The organism is Arcticibacter tournemirensis, assembly GCF_006716645.1.
Taxonomy (GTDB): Bacteria; Bacteroidota; Bacteroidia; order Sphingobacteriales; family Sphingobacteriaceae; genus Arcticibacter; species Arcticibacter tournemirensis.
Genome location: NZ_VFPL01000001.1, coordinates 4502406 through 4521927 on the forward strand (window position 1 = coordinate 4502406; position 19522 = coordinate 4521927).

Annotated in this window: 9 protein-coding genes; all 9 read right to left on the reverse strand. The window is 44.6% G+C overall.

Annotated features, from left to right (window positions below; genetic code table 11):
• Nucleotide 1: 1 nt before the first annotated feature.
• Complete coding sequence (locus BDE36_RS18760) at nt 2-2773, reverse strand: glycoside hydrolase family 78 protein (protein ID WP_141816097.1); 2772 nt, start codon at nt 2771-2773, stop codon at nt 2-4.
• 167 nt (nt 2774-2940) lie between these two features.
• The gene (locus BDE36_RS18765; protein ID WP_141816098.1) at nt 2941-5817 is read right to left on the reverse strand and encodes a glycoside hydrolase family 2 TIM barrel-domain containing protein; all 2877 of its coding nucleotides are present in this window, start codon (nt 5815-5817) and stop codon (nt 2941-2943) included.
• Entirely contained in the window at nt 5817-7274 is a 1458-nt protein-coding gene (locus BDE36_RS18770) for a sialate O-acetylesterase (protein WP_141816099.1), read from the reverse strand. Before BDE36_RS18770 ends, BDE36_RS18765 begins: the two co-directional genes overlap by 1 nt.
• 1 nt (nt 7275) lies before the next feature.
• Nucleotides 7276-9132: an exo-alpha-sialidase gene (locus tag BDE36_RS18775; protein ID WP_235904192.1), complete on the reverse strand. Its 1857-nt coding sequence runs from the start codon at nt 9130-9132 to the stop codon at nt 7276-7278.
• Between the two features lie 217 nt (nt 9133-9349).
• The gene (locus BDE36_RS18780) at nt 9350-10291 is read right to left on the reverse strand and encodes a glycoside hydrolase family 43 protein (RefSeq protein ID WP_141816100.1); all 942 of its coding nucleotides are present in this window, start codon (nt 10289-10291) and stop codon (nt 9350-9352) included.
• Between the two features lie 146 nt (nt 10292-10437).
• Entirely contained in the window at nt 10438-11835 is a 1398-nt protein-coding gene (locus BDE36_RS18785) for a glycoside hydrolase family 140 protein (protein ID WP_141816101.1), read from the reverse strand.
• A gap of 64 nt (nt 11836-11899) precedes the next feature.
• The gene (locus BDE36_RS18790; RefSeq protein WP_235904194.1) at nt 11900-15082 is read right to left on the reverse strand and encodes a DUF6298 domain-containing protein; all 3183 of its coding nucleotides are present in this window, start codon (nt 15080-15082) and stop codon (nt 11900-11902) included.
• A gap of 470 nt (nt 15083-15552) precedes the next feature.
• Nucleotides 15553-17205, reverse strand: a complete 1653-nt coding sequence (locus BDE36_RS18795) for a pectate lyase family protein (protein WP_141816102.1) — start codon at nt 17203-17205, stop codon at nt 15553-15555.
• A 267-nt stretch (nt 17206-17472) separates the two neighbouring features.
• Nucleotides 17473-19503 (reverse strand): RagB/SusD family nutrient uptake outer membrane protein, encoded by a 2031-nt coding sequence (locus tag BDE36_RS18800; RefSeq protein ID WP_141816103.1) that lies wholly within the window; start codon nt 19501-19503, stop codon nt 17473-17475.
• Nucleotides 19504-19522 lie beyond the last annotated feature (19 nt).

Genomic DNA, 19522 nt, shown 5'->3' on the forward strand with positions numbered 1-19522 from the left:
TTTACATATTCGAAGTGAAAGAATAGTCACCCGATCCAGCTTCAAACAAAGCTCTGTTTCCCTCCATTTTTAAAAACTTTAGTCCATCCGAAGCAGAAGCAGCCTTCTTACCTTCTTTAACCTTTTCGGCTGAGGAGGCAGGAATATATACGAGAGCCCGGGTATTAGCAGGAACGCTGATATTCCATATAAAAGTCTTGCCGGCCTTCTTCCAGTCGCTTTTAACCAGGCCGTGAACAGACTGGTACGATGCCCTAGCATAAGTAAGGCCATCTATCATCTCCGGTTTCATTATGATCTTTTTGAAAGCCGGAGCGTCCGGATCAGACTTAATCCCAGCTACGTTTTCGTAATACCAGATCACCAGATCCCCCAGCAGCATTACATGATTAGCGGAGTTCATTTCGGGGTTGGCAGTATTCCCATTCCACAGCTCCCAGATGGTGGTAGCTCCATTTTCAGCCATGTACCCCCAACTTGGATAGTCGCGGTTCGATGCCAAACGATAGGCGATATCCGGCCTGCCGTTTGCAGTAAGCCCCCTCATCAGCCACTGGGTTCCTATTACTCCCGTCCCGATATGCCCCTTGTTTTCTATCATGATCTTATCGGCTATGCTAGTCATCAATTTCTCTCGGGAATTTTCCGGAACAATTCCATAGACGAGTGGAAGCAGGTTGGCTGTAATTGTATTATTACTGTACTGGCCTTTGCCAGGATCAAAAAACTTCTTATTGAAAGCGTCTTTTATAGCAGAAGCTCTTGCTGCGAACTCAGCAGCATCCTCATTCTTGTTCAGCAGCTTCGCAAATTTTCCCATTAACGACGATGCATGTACATATGTTGCCGAGGCGAGGAGTACACCATCTGTTTGCCTTTTTGGATCTCTTGAGTGGATCATCTCTTTTGATTCAGGCGGCACACACCAGTCGCCATACTTATCTTTTGTGATCAAACCATCCCGGGTGTATTTGGCGGCCATGTAGTCCATCCATTTCTTCATCGAATCATAGTGCTTTCTAATCGATTCGAAGTCGCCATACTGCCTGTACAGCATGTCGGCAATCGTCATATAGGTGGAAGGCCACGTTACATTATCGCTGTAATACCTCCAGAAGGCCGGCGCCACATCCGGTATGCTGCCGTCTTCTTTTTGCGACTGACGGATATCATCCAGCCACTTGGCGTAAAGCCGGCTGTTATCAAAAATAAAGCTTTCACCATATGCACCGGTAGTGCGATCGCCTAACCAGGGCTGGCGCTCGTTACGTTGCGGACAGTCGACGGGCATTCCCTTATAGTTGCTGAGAATACCCCACTTTGCATTCTTGTAAACCTGATTGATCGTGGCATCTGAAGTAAGAAACCCGCCAGTAGTTTTCATATCATCATAAATCACCCGCCCATCGAAATCCTCTATAGCAGGAGTGCCTGGATATCCTGTAATTTCAACGAAACGAAAGCCATGATATACAAAGGTTGGCTCCCAGCTTTCCTGTACTCCTCCCTTTAATATGTAGACGTCGGTAGAACGGGCGTCGCGAAGATTGCGGACATATAACTCCCCATTAGCCTGAACATCTTCGCCAAAGCGAAGTTTAACAGTGTCTCCTTTTGATCCTTTAACCCTCATCCGCAGCCATCCCGCAAAGTTCTGACCCATATCTAAAATATAGGTATTGGCTTTCAACTTTTTTATTGAAACCGGCTTTATCGTAGCCATCACCTTCATGTTCTCGTTCATTTGGGCTTCATAGGTACCACCCGGTTCCTGCACAAACGTTGCCTTCAGCCATTTACTGTCATCGAACCCGCTGGTATTCCATCCCGGCATCTCTTTATTCGCGTCGTATTCTTCTCCGTCGTACTCGTTATTCGACCTTATAGGTCCGTCAGCATTCAGCTTCCATGAATCGTCAGACACAATCGCTTCGTTAGAACCATCCGAGTATTCAATCAGAAGATTGAAGAGCATTTTAGGATACCCGAAAGTCTTGATTTTATAAGGCTTATAGGCCTGTCGCATGGTGTAGTATCGACCGTTGCCCAGGATAGTACCAACAGCATTCTTCCCAGGCTTAAGCATACCTGTAACATCAATAGCATTGTACTTGACACCTTTGAAATAGTCGGTAGGTCCGGGTGCCAGAACCTGATCTCCTACCTTTTGTCCGTTGAGGTAAAGCTCATATAAACCCAGCCCGATAATATAGGCTGTTGCACGACTAATGGTTTTCTTTGTTTCAAATTCTTTCCGTAAGTACCTTGCAGACAAACGCGACCACTGGGTTTCACTATCCCAGGGAAAAGAACGGTCCATTCCAATCCATCTGCCTTTCCAGTCAATAGAATTCAGAAGTCCAATTGTGAAAGTAGCAGGACTGCTCCATGCTGATTCGCCCTTGTTCGTCCATACCTTCACTTTCCAATAGCATCTTGCATTGCCTTTGAGATCTGTACCATTATATTTAACATGAACCGAAGCATCAGAGCCAACCTTCCCCGAGTTCCACAGGTCACCTTCATTGGCAGAAAGTTTTTCCTCGCTGGAAGCTACAAGTACCTGGTACGCGGTCTGAACAGTCGCTCTTGCGGCGGACCTGATCTCCCAGCTCAACCGCGGTTGTGTAACGTCAATCCCTACAGGATTAACAAGAAGTTCCGTCCTGAGATTTTGCAGACTAACAACATCCGCTTTTCCATAGACGTTCATGCCCGTAGTTAGCAGGAACAGAGGAAAGATTATCAGATAAAGAATACTTTTATGTTTCATTTTATTTAAGCTATTGGCAGTTAGCGATTGGCTTCCTGCATAATGCACTTGTTTATTATTATTTAGCTATTGGCGCTTAGTGTTTAGCAATCGGTTACTATATTACTCATAATTCCTCTCGCTTAACTTATTCTTGATACTTGCATCTTGATACTTGATACTAAACCTCACTTTCCCGAGAAATCAAAATACAACACTATATTCAACGCTCTTGCAGGCTCTTTCTCATAATCATAAAACAGGTTCTTCATTGACATGGGCCCGGTACGGTCAGCCCGTTGAGTTTTTGTACCTATACCCGGAATTCCCTGCATAAAAGAAATATCTCCCGACGGAAAAAGAGGCTCATAATTATGCCATTGATCGGTTTTGTATGCCGCACTAAACAGACGCAAAAACAGATCTTCATTCTCGGTTACCACTGTAAAAGGCTGGTCTGTGGTTAGGAATTTACACCAGTACATGTTAGAATGATATCCTTTAAATTCAGGATATGCCCAACTTTCACCGGTCTCCGTGCTATTGTAATCCTTTTTCCAAACGCCAAACTGATTGCCTTTTATCCGGTTTTTCCACACCCTGTAAGGGCCTCTTCCCATATACTCCATCCCTTTCATTTTATTTTCAGGAAACGAGAAGTTTATTCCGGCAAAGTTGGTAAGATATTCTGCCGGAAAGTATTTCACATCCAGCTTCACCCAGCCCGAAGGATATATCGTCCACTGAAGTGTGTTATACGATGTTTTACGATTGAAGGTCGACTCAATGATCAATTTATCACCATCTCTCCTTGATGTAATACCACTGAAATTATTCGCTCCTTCCTGAACCACCGGACCGTTACTAAATGGAATGATTCCGGCGTCATTCTGTACTTTCTTAAGGACCCCCGTGCTTTTGCTGAAGCTAAGGCTGATCCCATTTGCCTTAACATTGTAAAGAGAGTCTGTTTCCGTTACAGAAACCGCCCCTTTGCCCTCCTTTACCACCATTCCTGCGGCTTCTTTAGCAGGAAGTGTAATGGGGAAGCTTGATGTGAACAATTCTCTTTTATGAGGATCTGTTGCGGTAATGTAGAGAACGTCGAAACTTCTCCAGTCGGAAGGCAGGTCCACTTTTAACTTTCCTTTTTCAAAAGGCTTTAGGTCCGGGGATCCAGCAGTTCCTGTTTTTGATGCGTTCGTTTTAAGGTTAACCAGCTTCCAGCTAAAGCTGCACTGGTTAAGGTTCGTGTAGTAATACCGGTTCTCTACATTGAACACGCCATCAAAGCCTTCGGTCATTTCCCTGCGTTCGAAAAACACAGGACTCCATACCTCCTTAATAGTAAAGAAGCTGCCCTCCTTTTCATGGTAGGGGCCAACAATGCCGTCTGCACCGCGACTTCCATCCGTGTCCAGGATGCCATTCTTATCCGTCCTTACCACTCCCTGATCTGCAAAGTCCCACAGGAAACCACCGGCAGAAAGCGGGTGATTCAGCATTTCATTCCAATAATCTTCCAGTCCGGCGCCATGACCGCCATCGTATACGCCATGTAAAAATTCGGTGGGCATTACGATACTATGGCCATGCATATAATTGGAAATTCCGTAGTTATACTCGCGGTAGTGCTGTGTGTCAAAACCATTAAAATCCTCCCAGGGGTGAACCATGGGGCGTTTCTGAATATCCAGTTCTGCGAATAAATGATCGAGTTCACGGTTGTGGCCTCCTTCATTTCCGTTAGACCAGAACACAATAGAAGGATGGTTCACATCCTGGATCATCATTTCCTTTAACAGCTTTGAGCCGGTAGGCGTATCGTAGTTCCCATGCCATCCGCCGAGCTCATCCATCACAAATAAACCGAGAGAATCGCAAACGTCGAGAAAATGACTATCCGGAGGGTAATGCGACATGCGTACTGCATTCATATTCATATCCTTCATCAGGTTCACATCGGCAATACTGATCTTCTTGCTGGTTGTCCTACCCGACGATGGCCAGAAAGAATGACGATTTACCCCTTTAAATTTAATCTTCACCCCATTTATAAATACCCCGTCGCGTTCCCTCACTTGAATGGTGCGGAATCCAGTCTTCTGACTAAAAGAATGAATGGGCTTCCCATTGTCATACAGCGTAAAAACAGCTTTATACAGATTAGGAAATTCCGGAGACCAGAGCTTTGGAGAGCCGTAACTACCGCTGAGAAGTATCTCTGAAGAGCCATTTGCTATAGACGAAGACATCTCGTTCCCAAATTTCTGACCATCGGCAGAATATAGCTGAACAGATACCTTAGCCGCCCCGCTCTGTGTGTATACCTTTGCTGCAAACTGACCGTTTGCCTTTGCATCAATTGCTACTCTTTCAATGTGCGACGCAGGCAAAGCCTCCAGATAAACAGGCCTGAATATCCCTCCGAATATCCAGTAGTCGGCTTTCCTTTCGGCTTCATTCACCGATTGGTTGGCAGAGTGCTTAGCCACTGTTACTTCCAACCGATTGGAGGAGCCGTATTTCAACAGCTTGCTGATATCGTATCTAAATGCATAGAAGGAACCCTGATGGATCTCTCCGGCCTGAATGCCATTGATCTTCACCTCCGTATCCGTCATAGACCCTTCAAATACGATATTTACTTTCTTGCCGCGCCATGCAGACGGAACCTTAAAAGTGTACTTATATAGTCCCTTTTCTTTTCCCCTCACAGAGTCTTTATCGAAGCCGTAGTTATATTTACCAAAGCCCTGCAACTCCCAGTTTGATGGCACTGCAATCTTACTCCACTTACCTGAGTTTCTTCCTGCCGTGCAATAGAAATCCCACTTCACAGTATGGTCATTACCGGTACCTGATAAGTATACTTTCTGAGTTTCCTGGGCCCTGAGAGAGCTGAAAGCAGAAAGCAGAAAGCTCAAAGCTAAAAGCTTAAAGCGGAAAGCGAAGGGTTGAAAGTTGAAAGTTGAAAGTTGAAAGTTGAAAGCAAAAAGCTGAAAGCTGATCACTGATTGCTGATGGCCTCTCAAGGATTGCTGATTGCTGATCGTAGATTGCATTACTTTTTACTATCCGGTTTAAACTGATTAATCAAAATATTATCGGTCCTGAAGGGTTGCGCAGGCAGACCCTCTTTATTATAAAGATTGGGTTGGGCTGTTTCCACCCATGCAAACCGTACGTCGGCCGGGCTGTTCACCGCATTGGATGAAACAACTACTTTATTTCCTTTTATTTCAGCCTGCGCAGGAACGAATTTCTTATCCTTTCCCGCGATAAGAAAATCTGACAATGTCTTGCCGTCCTTACTGACGAGGCCCCCTCCCACAGAGCTGAAGCTCAGTTCTATCTTATTACCCTTTATTTTCATTCCATGATAAACCGGACCGGTACTTACAATTTCCTTAAATCCATAGTCACGTGCAAGGGCAAGAAGTGCCAGCCGTCTGCCGACCTCCCATTTATAAGAAGGATGGATATCGCTGAGATTATCAGCCAGATCGGTAGTAATGATCATGGCGGTGTTCGGTATTTTTAGGGCCGCAGCCTGCGCTTCCCTGAACTCGGGTAACGATTCTTTATTGAGTGTAACCTTATTATCTTTTGATTCAGAATACTTGAAAGGTGCTATCTGAACATAGTAAAAAGGGAGATCTTTATCATTCCAGTCGCTTCGCCACCTGCCGATCAAAGCTTCCATTTTATGGGTGTATTCAATCCTTTCATTAAGGAAGCAATTCGTCTCTCCCTGGTACCAAAGGAAGCCTTTTATAGCGAAAGGAACCAGGGGATGAATCATAGGAGTATAAAACTTCCCGGGATCATTTTGAACCTTATAGTTAATAAAAAAAGCGTGATCATTGAAAGCCTCCGCCGGGATCCATGGTTCTATAGCACTCCCCGGGACGGCAGAAGAAATTACACCAACGGGAACATGAAGGCGGCTGTATAACTCTTTTGCAAAGAAATAAGCCGGGGCTGAAAACACCCTTAGCGCAGAATCACGTGCAATGCTCCAGCCACGGTGAAGGGAATCGGGCTTGATCAGCTCCTTCCGGTTTACCTGGAATATCCTGATTGAAGGATTTTTAGCGTACTGCAATTCATCCACCGGATTCTGTCCGGCGACATCAGGACGCTTCATTTTGCTGCTTTTTCGCATAGTGAATTCCATGTTCGACTGGCCTGAACACAGCCAGACTTCACCAACAAGGATGTTCTCAAGCTTTATAGTATTCGATCCGGCAATGATCATTTCACGCCCTTCAGATGAAGCGTTCATTGGATCAAGCAAAACTTGCCACTTGCCTGCTACATCAGCTATTGTTTCCTTTCTCTGCACTGAAAACGTTACACTAACTTTCTCTCCTGCCACTGCTGTTCCCCAGATACAAACTGGTTTATCCCTCTGTAAAACCATGTTATGCCCTAGTACTCTCGGCAGAACAACTTCGGCCTGCGTTTCAGATAACATGAGGAGCGCAGCAATTACAAAGAAGATCGTAGTTACTCTCATTCTATATGCCGGTTTTAAAAGATTTAATGGAATATATGGCTTCCGGTGCTGGCTCCCCGGGTTTATCAAGATCAAAGTCCTGGTCGGTAGGAGTATCCGCATCAGGAAAACGCCTTACTTCACCGGTTCTGAAAACAATTCTTTCTACTGATGCAACAGGAGCAAAAAAGATCTTAGTTCCCTTGCTCTGACCGTTTACAGAAATTGAATAAGAACGGGTAGCCACATTATAGTCGACACGAACCTTGTACTCCTTGCCCCCCTCGTACTTCGTGACGCCTGAATTTCTATATCCGGCTTTTGTCTTGAGCATACTGTCGGCATCAAAGATCAGCCTGATAGCCGCGCTTCCTTTTGCATCCTGGAATTCTACATGTAACAAGCCTCTATTATTTTGCGCTGGGATGACCGAAAACTCAACGGACCCCTGTTTTGATGCCGGAATTACGCGCTCTGCTTTTGCATAGTCGTAAGGGTCTTTATCTCTTAAAACGAGAGATTTTGCTCCGTCACCTCCCTTTTCAATTTTTACCGTTGCCCAAAGCGGACTGTATACATTCCAGTAATTAAGCTCCTTCCCATCTGCTATCTGAGTAAAATCCTCATTAACAGCATCAGTGACTTTTGAAACTACCGGAACAGGAACCCTGGCTACCCACATATCCTCCTTGTTCATGCTGTAGGTTATCCACATATTTTTATCAGGAGGCGTTCCATTCCCTTCTGCTATACCTCTCACATATTGGGGACCATAAGACTTGTAATTGCCACCGTAGCGCATCGGCGAGATCTCACCATTCACCAGCAGAAGGTCTTTATACTCCAATCCATTATCACTTGTAGAAACTGCCAGAGGCCAGCGATACTCTGAAGGATTATACACCGTAGCAAAACGTCCGTCAGAAGTACGTTGTCCCCAGATCTTGGCATTACTGTTTACAAAACCGGGAGCACGTAGTGGGTTATATGCCCAGGTTTTTCCCCCATCATTTGAGATAGAGGTGAGCGCATGCTTCCATAAGCCTACCACGCGACCATCGTTCAAATGATAAAAACTGAAGGCTTTCACAGGGCGTTGCAGGCTGATAAGAGGATCGTTTCTGTCTGCTTCTTCCACCCACTGCTGCACCATTAGCTTATTAGCCATCAATTCGTTACATGCTTCAACGAAGCCTTTATCCTTGCTTTTTGTATAAAACGGAAAGTCGCCTTTCTTTACTTTCCAGGAAGAATTGTTGCGGATAAAATATATGGGACCGAATTTTCCGTTCTGATATACTTCTCTCACCACCCGGCCGATTCCTTTTCCATCGTTCGGATCATCCTTCGCATCCATTGCAATTCCATAATATCCTAAAACCAGCAACCTGTTCTTTTTGGAAACATAGAATCCCATCCGTTGATGCATTACCGCATCCAGGTTCTTTGCTACGCCTGGGTAACCTTCTTTTACCGTGCCATCAGGAATCCTGTAAACCGGAAACACAGTAGAAGGAGCCGACCAGTTATATCCGTCTTTTGACGTAAGTAGAAAAGTCTGACCGGGAGGAATGTGTTCGCCAACCGGGTTACTCAAAAACTCCAGGTAAAAAGTATTATTCCAGTAAGCCAGCATGGGCTGATGGTTATACGTCCAGTTCATGCCGCCCGCCATCTCAGGATGCTCCCTGTTAGCTCTGAACACCTGTATATTATGTACCCCAACCGCCGGGCTTAATTGTCCGTGATGATAATCTACACTAGACAGTGTTGTCCCGGTATATTCTACCGTATCCTGCGCCCTCACACCGACATTGCCCATACCCAGCAACAAAGCTGTAAATATACCTATCTGTTTTGCCCTGTTTCTCAATATCATTCGTTTTAAAATCGTTTTTTTCTATCAACTTTCGGCTATCAGCAGCTTCTCACTTTTTGCCTCGCGCTTAATAGTTTGTTCCTTATTTTACACTAATTCTTCATCAAACCGCAACAGTACTATCTTGCTGCTTGATACTAATATCCTGATACCTGATACTGTTATCTTGATACCTGATACTAGTATCTTGATACTTTTCCCACAACCCACAACTCAATCATTTCCCCGCTTCCTTCTTCAACGTTTTCAATTGCGCTCTGGTTACTTTAAAAATAGTTCCATGCTTGTGCCCTTCGGGAACTTGCACCTGATTGGATACATCCTCAAAAGTCTTGAAATCATATGTTCTCGCAGCTCCATATTTTTTCGTTCCGTATGAATCATAATAGATCAGCCACTCTTTACCCGGATGAACTACGGCAGGCCCTTCCGTAAGTTTTGCAGTAAAAGGCTCTGAGACGTTTGTGTAGGGACCAAGAGGGTTATCGCTAAAGGCCACTCTAATGTTCCGGTTAGGACGTGTATTATCCTTCAATACCAGCACATATTTACCTTTTGCTTCCTTCAAAATAACACAGTCTATCACGCTAAAACCGGGATCAAGGAATAGCTTTGTTTCGCTAAACGTCTTAAAATCCTTCGTGGTGGTATAATACATCCGGTGGTTATTGTTCTCCTCTTCCTGTCCCTTAGGAAAGCGAAACGGGATAGTTGAAGCCCAGATGATAATGAACTGCCTGCCTTCATCATCGTAGAAAAGTTCGGGAGCCCATACATTCACTGTTTCCGGTTCCTTTGCCATCACTTCTATCGACCGCTCATCTGTCCAGTGGATCAGATCCTTAGATCTCGCGTAACCAAAGCCCTTAGTTCCCTTCCATCCCGTTGTCCATACGAGGTGATAGGTTCCGTCAGGCCCCCGCGCCATAGAAGGATCACGCATGATCTTCTGTTCACCCACACCCGGCTTAAGAAAAACATGGTTTAAGTCATTCCACTTGTAGCCATCATAACTATACAGCAATCTCAACCCCTCATCCGCAGGCTCATGAAACGAAGAAAAAACGTATACGTCCCTGGAACATCCGCTAATAAACAGCGACAGAAGGATGAACCATATCGAGGCAACCCTTTTTGAAACATTTCTTGATCTTATCATTATAATCAACTGTCTATTTAGCTATGGGCCGTCAGCGCCATTTATAATTCACCCCTACTCTTACTGTTTATCTTGATACTTGTATCTTGATACTTGTGTCTCGATACTTGTGTCTCGATACTTGTGTCTTGATACTTGATACTTTTCTATAACGTATCAAGCACCAACACCCAGTCATTCCCTTCCTTCACTTCTCCGGGGGGATTAAACTCTTCAACCCCTTTGTTATCAAACTTTCCTATTTCTGTAGTTTTTCCGTCACGAGGGTTGAACCAACATGCTTTTACCTTTCCTCCTGCAATCTTTCCCATGTTGATCTTCATGTTTCGGCCTGTATACGTATAAACAAATGCATAATCTTTTCCACGTGTTGCAATCAGGTAATCATATTTTTCACCCTGATTGACAATCAGCGACTGGTCTGGCACTCTTTCCATAAAAGGTCGTGAGAGCATAAGCGCTTTGATATAAAGCATCTGACGAGCTCCGGGGTCATTCAAGGCGTCATACCAATATTGATGAGATCCATAAGCACTCGTCTTATCCTTAGGGTTGTGCATTTGCATCACCGAATTATGGCCGTAAGTATAACCGAAGCCACCAGCAAAAACCGACCAGTAAGCGTACCGGCGAACGTCATTCGCTGTCCACCGCGGCTGAAGAGTGTCGTGAAGCCCCTGTGGAATTCCTTCATAGGAAGGCTCACCATCAATTGAAGGCTTTACAGGTTTTAACCTAAAGTCCTCAGCGACAAACTTCCAGTTATCTTCTCCGTAATGCCGGGTTTCTTTCGCCGAAGTATCCTGATCGTACCTGCGGTGACCGGATTGGAACATATTAAAATCGAGCCATTTTTCATTATGAAACCATTCAGACGATGTGGTACGGCCCCGTGGGTGGAAGGTAATAAGATGGTTCGGGTCGTTTTTCCGGAGAACAGCACCTATCGTTTTCCACACATCAAGTGAATCACTTCCCTTGATGTCGCCACCGTTCAGCCAGATAATATTCGGGCGGTCTTTATACCTGTCTGCAAGGAACTTTGCATATACAGCTGCCTGCTTTTGATTCACGAAGCCGCTTTTCACATTCGATCCCCATACAGGGACCATAGCCATGTACAGCCCCTTCTCTGCGGCTTTATCAACCATATAATCCACGTGATCCCAAAAATCATATTGAACAGAATCTTTAGGGTCGTTTCCAGGTGTAACTTTGGGTTTAGCAACATCCTTATTTACCATTGCTGTGTCGCCATAAAAGTTAACAGCAGGCACCGTATGCAATACCATTACCTGAATTACATTGAATCCCTTTTTACTACGGTCTTCCAAATATTTATCGGCTTCCTCTCTGCTCAGTTTCCCGAACAACAGCCAACCTGTGTCGCCAAGCCAGAAGAACGGCTCTCCGTTTTCGCTTACTAAATATCTCCCGTTTTCGGAGACCTTTAACTTTCCTGTTTTTTGTTCTGCTTTCTTGTCAGTACTGCACCCGGCAGCCAACAACCCAAGAAGAACCACTATATATGATATTCGTAACATGCGATTTATTTTAAGCTATCAGCTTCTTATTAACTATTCATTCTTCACTGTCAATTGTCAACTGTCAATTGTCCATTCTCAATTGTCCCCTGTCAATGTCCGCCCAAAGCACTGCATCTCCGCCAGCCGGCTTGCTGACCTGTACCAGTTTGCCTCCTTTTACTGATTCTTCCTTTCGGATTATTTTTCCATTCGCCGGATTAATCCAGCAAAGCTTATAAGTGCCACGATAGTTTCTCAGATCAAGTTCCGCCGCTTTATCTGCTGCGCAATAGATTATGCTTCCTCTTTCACCCCCATTAAGAATATACATTCCCGATGCTGGATCTGCCGGAACTGGTTTCATTAAAGCAGCAGCAGAAAGAAAGGCAGGATCAATATCTGATGGAATTTTAGGGATCGATCCGCCGGCCATGAAGGCGGCCCAACCAAAAGCATCCCAGCTATCACCCGAATACATAATAGCCTTCTCGGGGAATCGCTGATGATATTCGCTTACGGCGCGGTAAACCTGTTCAAAAGAACTCCTCTTTGGCTTCAGCAGACGTGCATGCTGCCTTGGGGCCAGGTTTTGCCCCCCCTGAGGAGCATAGGCGTTTCCGTCTGCCTGGTAATGCCAGTACCTTATATCGACTAAACTGACCACTGAGGCACGTGCGGGGTCAGCAAGAATAGCGTCCTGAACATCTTTAGTTGTACTCAATCCAATAATGACATTATTGCCGTTTTCTTTTTCCCATTCCTTAATGACATCAATCCAGAACTCGACAAAATGCAACGGACCTGTAAACTCAGCACCGATCAGCTGAATGACGCCTGTATTATCTTTAAAATTATTGAGACACTGGCGAATATAGGCTCTATGCAACTCACGACGTGCCGGATTGCTGATATCATAGAACTGTGCGGCCATGAAGATCCTTTTATCCCCCGCATAGGGAGGAGGTTCGGGAAAACCTGTATCGCTTATATTGTTGGCGGTACGCCATGGAAAGTCGGCGTAATGGGCCCCTGCTTCTATAATGTTATGCTGAAAATAGTTCTGGTGAACTAAAACCAGACCTTTTTGGTCTGCGAGATCAGCGAAATGTTTCAAGCGTGTCCAGTAAAACTGATTGTATTTCTTGAGATCATACTTACTCAGGCCGTCCCACGCTGTACCCTGACCGCTACGGGCAAAGGGCTGCTCATAGAATGGAGGCCAAACCTCACCATCCATGCGCCTGATGCGTTCATGGTCGTCACGGCGGCGATCATACCAAAGCCCGTAATTATGCTCGAGAGCCACGATACGGCTGTCTTTCATCCATTCCGTAACTTCGTCCAGATCGTCCGTTAAACCAAGTCCTGTTCTCCCGGGAACAAAACGGGTGATTGCAGGCTTTGATGCTTTCAGCTCATTTGGCTGAAGGCTTCCCCTCCACCATGGAACATCCTGACGACCTCCCGTCACTACGCTATTTCCTCTTAAGATCCAGCCGTTAGAGAGGCGCATACCGGGAGCCTTAGGTGTGGAAGGCGTTGTTTTCTTGCCTACCTGGTCAATTGATTTTATCCCTTTCGTCGTCACAGGAATAGGATTGCGTATAGCTGAGCTATCAATCCAGTCTGTTAACTGAGTACGCGGTTTTGCCGACAACTCAGTAAGCTGCATAGCCACCGAAACCGGAGGACTGCTTGATGCTTCTGTTCCGATCGAAAGCAGATAAGCTCTTTTCATCACATCCTGGCCTAATCTTTCAGAAAGTTGAGCATAGTACAGACTTCTGGGATCGACATGTTCGTTCGACATATTCCAGTAACCGTTTCCCTGAAATTGTGCCCAGCATCCAAAAGCCCAGTTATTAGCCGTCGGAGGGGCAAAACAGTCGATCCTCGCCGCCGAGCATTGCCAGAAAACGCTGTTAGCAGCTGTCCATCCGGCTCCCTGAGCATCTTGTCCGCGGTTGAGGTAACTCAGCGCCTGCCCGTCTACATTTACAATATCGAACAAAACGCCGGAGGCCCAGCTGTCTATTGTTCCACTAAAACTGTAGGGCAAATGAGATTCACACTGAACAAAGGCATTGGGACCGGTAGCACAAAATCCCACAGCAAAATCATGATACCCTTTTTCAGCATAACAACGCTGGAATAACGTTTGCTGACCGAGGGTATAAAATGTGTAACGACGCTGACCTCCTATCTCCGAAACCGGAGCCAGTGACTTGCAATCTTCTACTGTGATCTTTCTGGCAGTCTCAAGAACAGCCACTGCCGAACCGGCAAAATGTTCGAAAGTAACCTGCCTTACCCAGGCATTAGTAACGTTCTCCAATGTTACAGCCATCCAGCTATGATCCTCGTCTTTTAAGTTACCGGGATCATAAGCTGATCTGCAAAGCATATTTTCCACACCGCACTGAGATATCAATCCGTTCCACTGCAGTTTGCTTACTGTTCCTCCTCCATACTCCGATTCTATTGCAGTAGTAAGCGGGGCGTCCAGTGTCAGGATATTTCCGTTAACCGAAGTTATTGCTCTATCCCAGTTAAGATCCATTTCGCCAGGCTTCCAGCCCAAAGAGGTAATACCGCCGCCAAAATGATATGTACCGAGCTTCCCGATCCATTGAGCCGTAGATGGTCTGCGGATAGTTACAAGATCGCCTGCTCTAAATAAATTCCCTTTTGAAACTTTAATTTTAACAGAATTTACAGGCACATAGGCATCCGAAATTCCAACACTGTCTTCTTCTTTCCTGTCGTTGGCTCCCTTTATACGGATAAGTGCCTCCCGCTCTTTTCCGGTAGAATAAAGAATAGTTCCATTATGCCCCATTCCGCTTCCTCTTAGTACAACCCCGCCAGCTTTGATTACCAGGCTACCTGCGACCTCATAAGTACCCTTTTCAAGCAAAACAGCTCCGCGTATTCCGTTCTTATCAGCAGGCAAAGATGATACATAATTTATGGCGGTCTGAATCCTTGAAGTAGCATCTCCCTCCCGTAAGGGCACTACTACCTTCACCGCCACATCTGGAATAGACTTTTCTCCCGCCATATAACCGGCATAAGAAAAGTCGGGGATCCTGTTACCCATCGAATCAGGAGAATAAACCAGTTTACCATCTTCGCCTTGTGCGAGAGGAGGTATGGGTTTGGGTGTCTTTATCTTTTGTGCTTCTGCTTCTCCGGTATAAATAAGTCCAGCGCCTATTATCGCCGAAAACAAATACTTAAACAGGAATGACTTATCAGGTAACATCGTTTTAATCTTAGTGTGCGGGATCAATCCCAATTGGTTGTTGAATTTAGCTTTACCCTGGCCTGAAAACAAATTCTCAGTAACAAAAGTATATGGAGCCCATAGTTATTTTATATACCATTTTCTCAATGTTTTGTATCATCTTGACATGAATGGGCTTCAGTAAATATAATAAAAAAGAGACTGACCTTCTAAGGAACAGTCTCTCACACCAACTTACTTAATGAACTTGTTACAATTACTTAACCACGGTAACTGTATTCAATGGAACAACACTATTTAACCAGGCTTCGATGTTGGTATATCCGTCTTTTCTAAACTTAACAGCATCCGAAGGATCATTAGGATTCAGTCCGTTTCTCGCCTCTTTCTCTAATTTTCATTTTCCAATCTCTCTTTAAAAGAATACCGGAAGACGATGAGCGTTACTTCCGGTATTCGAAGTATATGAAAGGATCTTTAATGTCTGTTTATTTAGCTACTGGTTTTACAATGTCGATCGCTACAAGACTGTTCAGGTAGTTTTCGACGTTGGTGTAGCCATTCTTTCCGTATTTCGCTGAGTCGGTTCCATCTTTAGGATTCAACCCGTTCTTTGTTTCCCATTCATCCGGAATACCATCGTTATCAGAATCCTTGTAAGGTTTGCCCTTATATTCGGGATATCCGCCTACCTGATTGATATCGGTAATGATACCTCCTTTATAAGAGTCGATCGGTAAACGACGGTGTTCAAACTGTGTTTCAGGCAGCTTAACATTCTTTAGATAATTAATTTTGCCGGTTCTCACCTGCTCAATAACTCTCGTGTCCACCGCATCCCTCTTTGGGAGAGTTGCGCCAACATTCGTCAGCACATATTCGTAAGCCTTTTGTGTTGGAATAATAGTGATAGGCGCCATTGGATGCGGATTTTTCGTACGCATAGCGGCAAAGTATGATTTTGCCTCTTCGAAGCTCATCAGGTCGCCTTTTTTATTCTCAAGCTGAATACCGCCGTCCCAGTTGTCTTTCGTTACTTTTTCGTTACCGTCAATAATGTTACCTTCCACGTAGGCTCTTCCGAATACTACATAGGGAAGTTTGCTCCTGCCGGATTCTGGCTTCAAAATCCTGTAACTGATCGGTTCATTTAACGGAGTTAAAGGTCCGGGCTTATAATAATTATTGATAATATTATATAAAGCAGTGTAATCACCTCCATCGGTTGAACGGTGCACCCAGTTAAATACTACGTTATTGGCAAAGTTGAATACTCCATTCCAGCCGATGGAAGGGTTCCTGGCGGCATTATCAGCCCACAGGTTTCTCATGAAAGTACAGTTCTCACCGCCAAGGGTGCTTCCGAAAGCGTGATTCCAGGTATCCAGCGCTTCAGAGAAGATTGAATTCTGAATGGTAATGTTCGACGTCCCCAGTTTCACTTCCGCTTTTCCCGTGCTGTCGTTATACATATGACGATACATAGACATGTTTTCGTCTAATCCCCAGCTTGCTGAAACGTGGTCTATCATGATGTTCCCTACCGGATTTCCCCCAATTGCATCGTCACGGCGTCCAACATAAGTCTCACCACGACGGAAACGCATAAAGCGGATCACCACATCATGTGTATTGATCCATACCGATTCACCGGCCACACATACACCATCGCCTGGAGCAGACTGTCCCGCAATGGTAATATAGGGAGCTCTGATGATCAGCGGACTCTTAAGCCTGATAATTCCAGATACATTGAAAACAACCGTACGCGCTCCTCCTTGCTCACATGCCCAACGAAGAGTGCCCGGGCCGTTGTCAGCTAAGCTTGTCACAACGATTACTTTACCGCCGCGACCTCCAAAAGAGTAAGCGCCTCCACCTTCAGCACCAGGAAATGCAAGCATCGAAGCCTGAGGAAGATCCGTGGGTCTGCCCGCCCATGGTATAAATGGCTTGCCTTCACGCGCCTCCTTCTCTATTACAGGAAGAGCTTTAAGCCAGGCACTATCAGAACGACGCTCTGCGTCCTTCATTAATTGTCCTGACTGCTGCTTAACATCCTCAGGAATACTGGGATATTGCGCTGAAGCCGAACTAATCAGCCCCAAGAACAATGGGATTATGAAATACCTTCTATTCATCGTTAAATCTGTATATAATTGAACTAATTGTGTGTTTAAAACTTAATATAAAATACTATAACATTTCAGGTAACGGACCTTGGTTAGAAAGTTAATAATTCAAAGATGCATCAAGAAATAAAGTTTTTTTTATAGCATTTTCTCAAGGTGTTGTAGGATATTAGCAGAGGGAATAATAGTTAAGCATCCGTTTGTAGATACATAATAACTTAATAAAAAAGAGGCTGAATCTTTGGATACAGCCTCTTACTTTTATTATTAAGCAAATTACTTTAGCGGATCAAAACCATCAAAGCCACTGAGACTATCCCAATCCTTCGTTTGTTGAAGATATGGCGCTCCTGCCAATGATTTGGCATTAAGTCCAAAGAAGTAATATTGAGGATACCATGTAAACTTCCAGTTTGACACACTAGTATTCTCAAGGTTATCCCGTTCTACTATGTCAAAATAAGTATCATACAAGTAATCAAGATACTGGTCATATGTCGTAATCCCTGCCGGATACGATGAAGGCTCACGTTGAATAACAGGTGCAGGTGTAGTTCCGTCTTTAAGAGGATCGTTAGGTCCGACGTATTTGGTACCATCAGATTTCTTCACAACAAAATAATAACCTGTACGGCGCATTCCATTAATAGGCTGCATGTTCAGTTTTGTGCAATAGCCGTAAGTATCATCAAAAAGCAACCAGCGTCTTAAGTCCCAGAACCGTTTTCCTTCATAAGCCAGTTCAATCTTCCTTTCATTTAAAACAGCTGCAAAATATTCATTACGGGAAGATGCAGTGATCCCATAGTTACCATCTTTATTTTCAATTCCGGCACGATCTCTGATGCTCTTAATGAGCGTTAGGCCTTCACTTAGGTTGTTGATTCCGATTGCGCACTCCGCCAAATTGAGAACAACTTCGGCATAACGCATTTCCATAAAATCGGTACCACTTTCCTTAAAGTGACCGGCAGCATTGGTGGCGTTCGGATTTGTCGCTTTGCAAAGATAAAGTCCGCTTGCGCTGGCCGTTTTTTCCGTTCTTCCATCTGGTGCAGTAGCCGAAGCAGTTTTGTACCATGAATAAGTCCATTGCTTATAAGTGGTAGCTCCACTATAAGGCCATATAGCACCGTTGTAAACAATAGTTTTATAGAACCGGGGGTCCCTATTTTTGTAAAACTTCTTGGTTTCGTAAGCATAAGTAGAGGAACCAGGCATTTTACCATCTTTCATCGGGAACGCATCCACCATCTGCTTTGTAGGCACAATTGATCCTGATCCATTGAGGTCAGCAGACCGCAAACTGTTTTCCCATCCGTTATTCTTTTTAGTTCCAGAAGAAGTTAGATTGTTAAAACCAAAAACGATGACACCTTCGCTGTTGTTCACTCCATTTGCTGTTGTGTTATTGGCAAACCACATATTACCCCAGGCAGTGCCATTTGCTACACCCCCTGTTTTAAAAAGGCCAAAGCCGTTCGCATCAAGCATTTCCATGGCGGTTTTGTTCGCATCATACGCACGTTGCCACCTGCTAACTTCATCTGTCCGGTTGAAAAGTGGACTTGCCCATGTTAATAATACCCGACCTTTAAATGCGGCTGCTGCACCACTGGTAATTCTACCCCAATTAGAAGAGTTCCACTTACCTGGCAACATGCTAATGGCCATATCCAAATCGCTGCATATTTGCTCGATACATTCTGAAGATGTACTTCTCGGTATTTCGCTTGATGTATCGCCTTCTGGTATAATGGGATTCTGTGTTTTCAAAATCAAAGGCACACCACCATACAGCCGTACAAGATCAAAGTACTGATAAGCTCTCCAGAAATACATTTGACCTTTAAGTTTAGTGCGAACATCCTCAGGCAATCCATGTAGATCGATATTTTCTAAGAAGAGATTTATCTGTCTTATACGAGTATAGGGATTATTTACTATGCTCCCAGTCATTGCTTCCCCGAAATATTTCGGTGCATGGTCCTGAGTATATGAAATTTTACTATAAACTTTATTATAATTCGTCTCTCCCGCTCTTTCCTGAGACATTTTGCTCCAGGTATCGCCACCGGCACTGGCACTATTTCCTGAAAGCTCCCAGATAAACGCCGCATTACCATCCGAGGGTTGAAACTGCGCATAAACATAGTCGACAAATGCGGTGGCTGTATTTTCATACATGTACACATCATCATTCATCCCCGTCAAATCGCTCTTCTCCTGAAGGAAGTCATCTTTACATCCTACCGAATTTACAATCATCCCGAGTAAAAGCAGTAGCAAAACTTTATTTCTTTTCATAACAATATTATCAAAATTA

What these genes read in the sequence shown, in the direction of transcription:
- BDE36_RS18765 (WP_141816098.1), bottom strand. Translation starts at nt 5,817, where the DNA reads ATGCAATCTACGATCAGCAATCAGCAATCCTTGAGAGGCCATCAGCAA.
- BDE36_RS18770 (WP_141816099.1), bottom strand. Translation starts at nt 7,274, where the DNA reads ATGAGAGTAACTACGATCTTCTTTGTAATTGCTGCGCTCCTCATGTTA.
- BDE36_RS18760 (WP_141816097.1), bottom strand. Translation starts at nt 2,773, where the DNA reads ATGAAACATAAAAGTATTCTTTATCTGATAATCTTTCCTCTGTTCCTG.
- BDE36_RS18775 (WP_235904192.1), bottom strand. Translation starts at nt 9,132, where the DNA reads ATGATATTGAGAAACAGGGCAAAACAGATAGGTATATTTACAGCTTTG.
- BDE36_RS18785 (WP_141816101.1), bottom strand. Translation starts at nt 11,835, where the DNA reads ATGTTACGAATATCATATATAGTGGTTCTTCTTGGGTTGTTGGCTGCC.
- BDE36_RS18780 (WP_141816100.1), bottom strand. Translation starts at nt 10,291, where the DNA reads ATGATAAGATCAAGAAATGTTTCAAAAAGGGTTGCCTCGATATGGTTC.
- BDE36_RS18790 (WP_235904194.1), bottom strand. Translation starts at nt 15,082, where the DNA reads ATGTTACCTGATAAGTCATTCCTGTTTAAGTATTTGTTTTCGGCGATA.
- BDE36_RS18800 (WP_141816103.1), bottom strand. Translation starts at nt 19,503, where the DNA reads ATGAAAAGAAATAAAGTTTTGCTACTGCTTTTACTCGGGATGATTGTA.
- BDE36_RS18795 (WP_141816102.1), bottom strand. Translation starts at nt 17,205, where the DNA reads ATGAATAGAAGGTATTTCATAATCCCATTGTTCTTGGGGCTGATTAGT.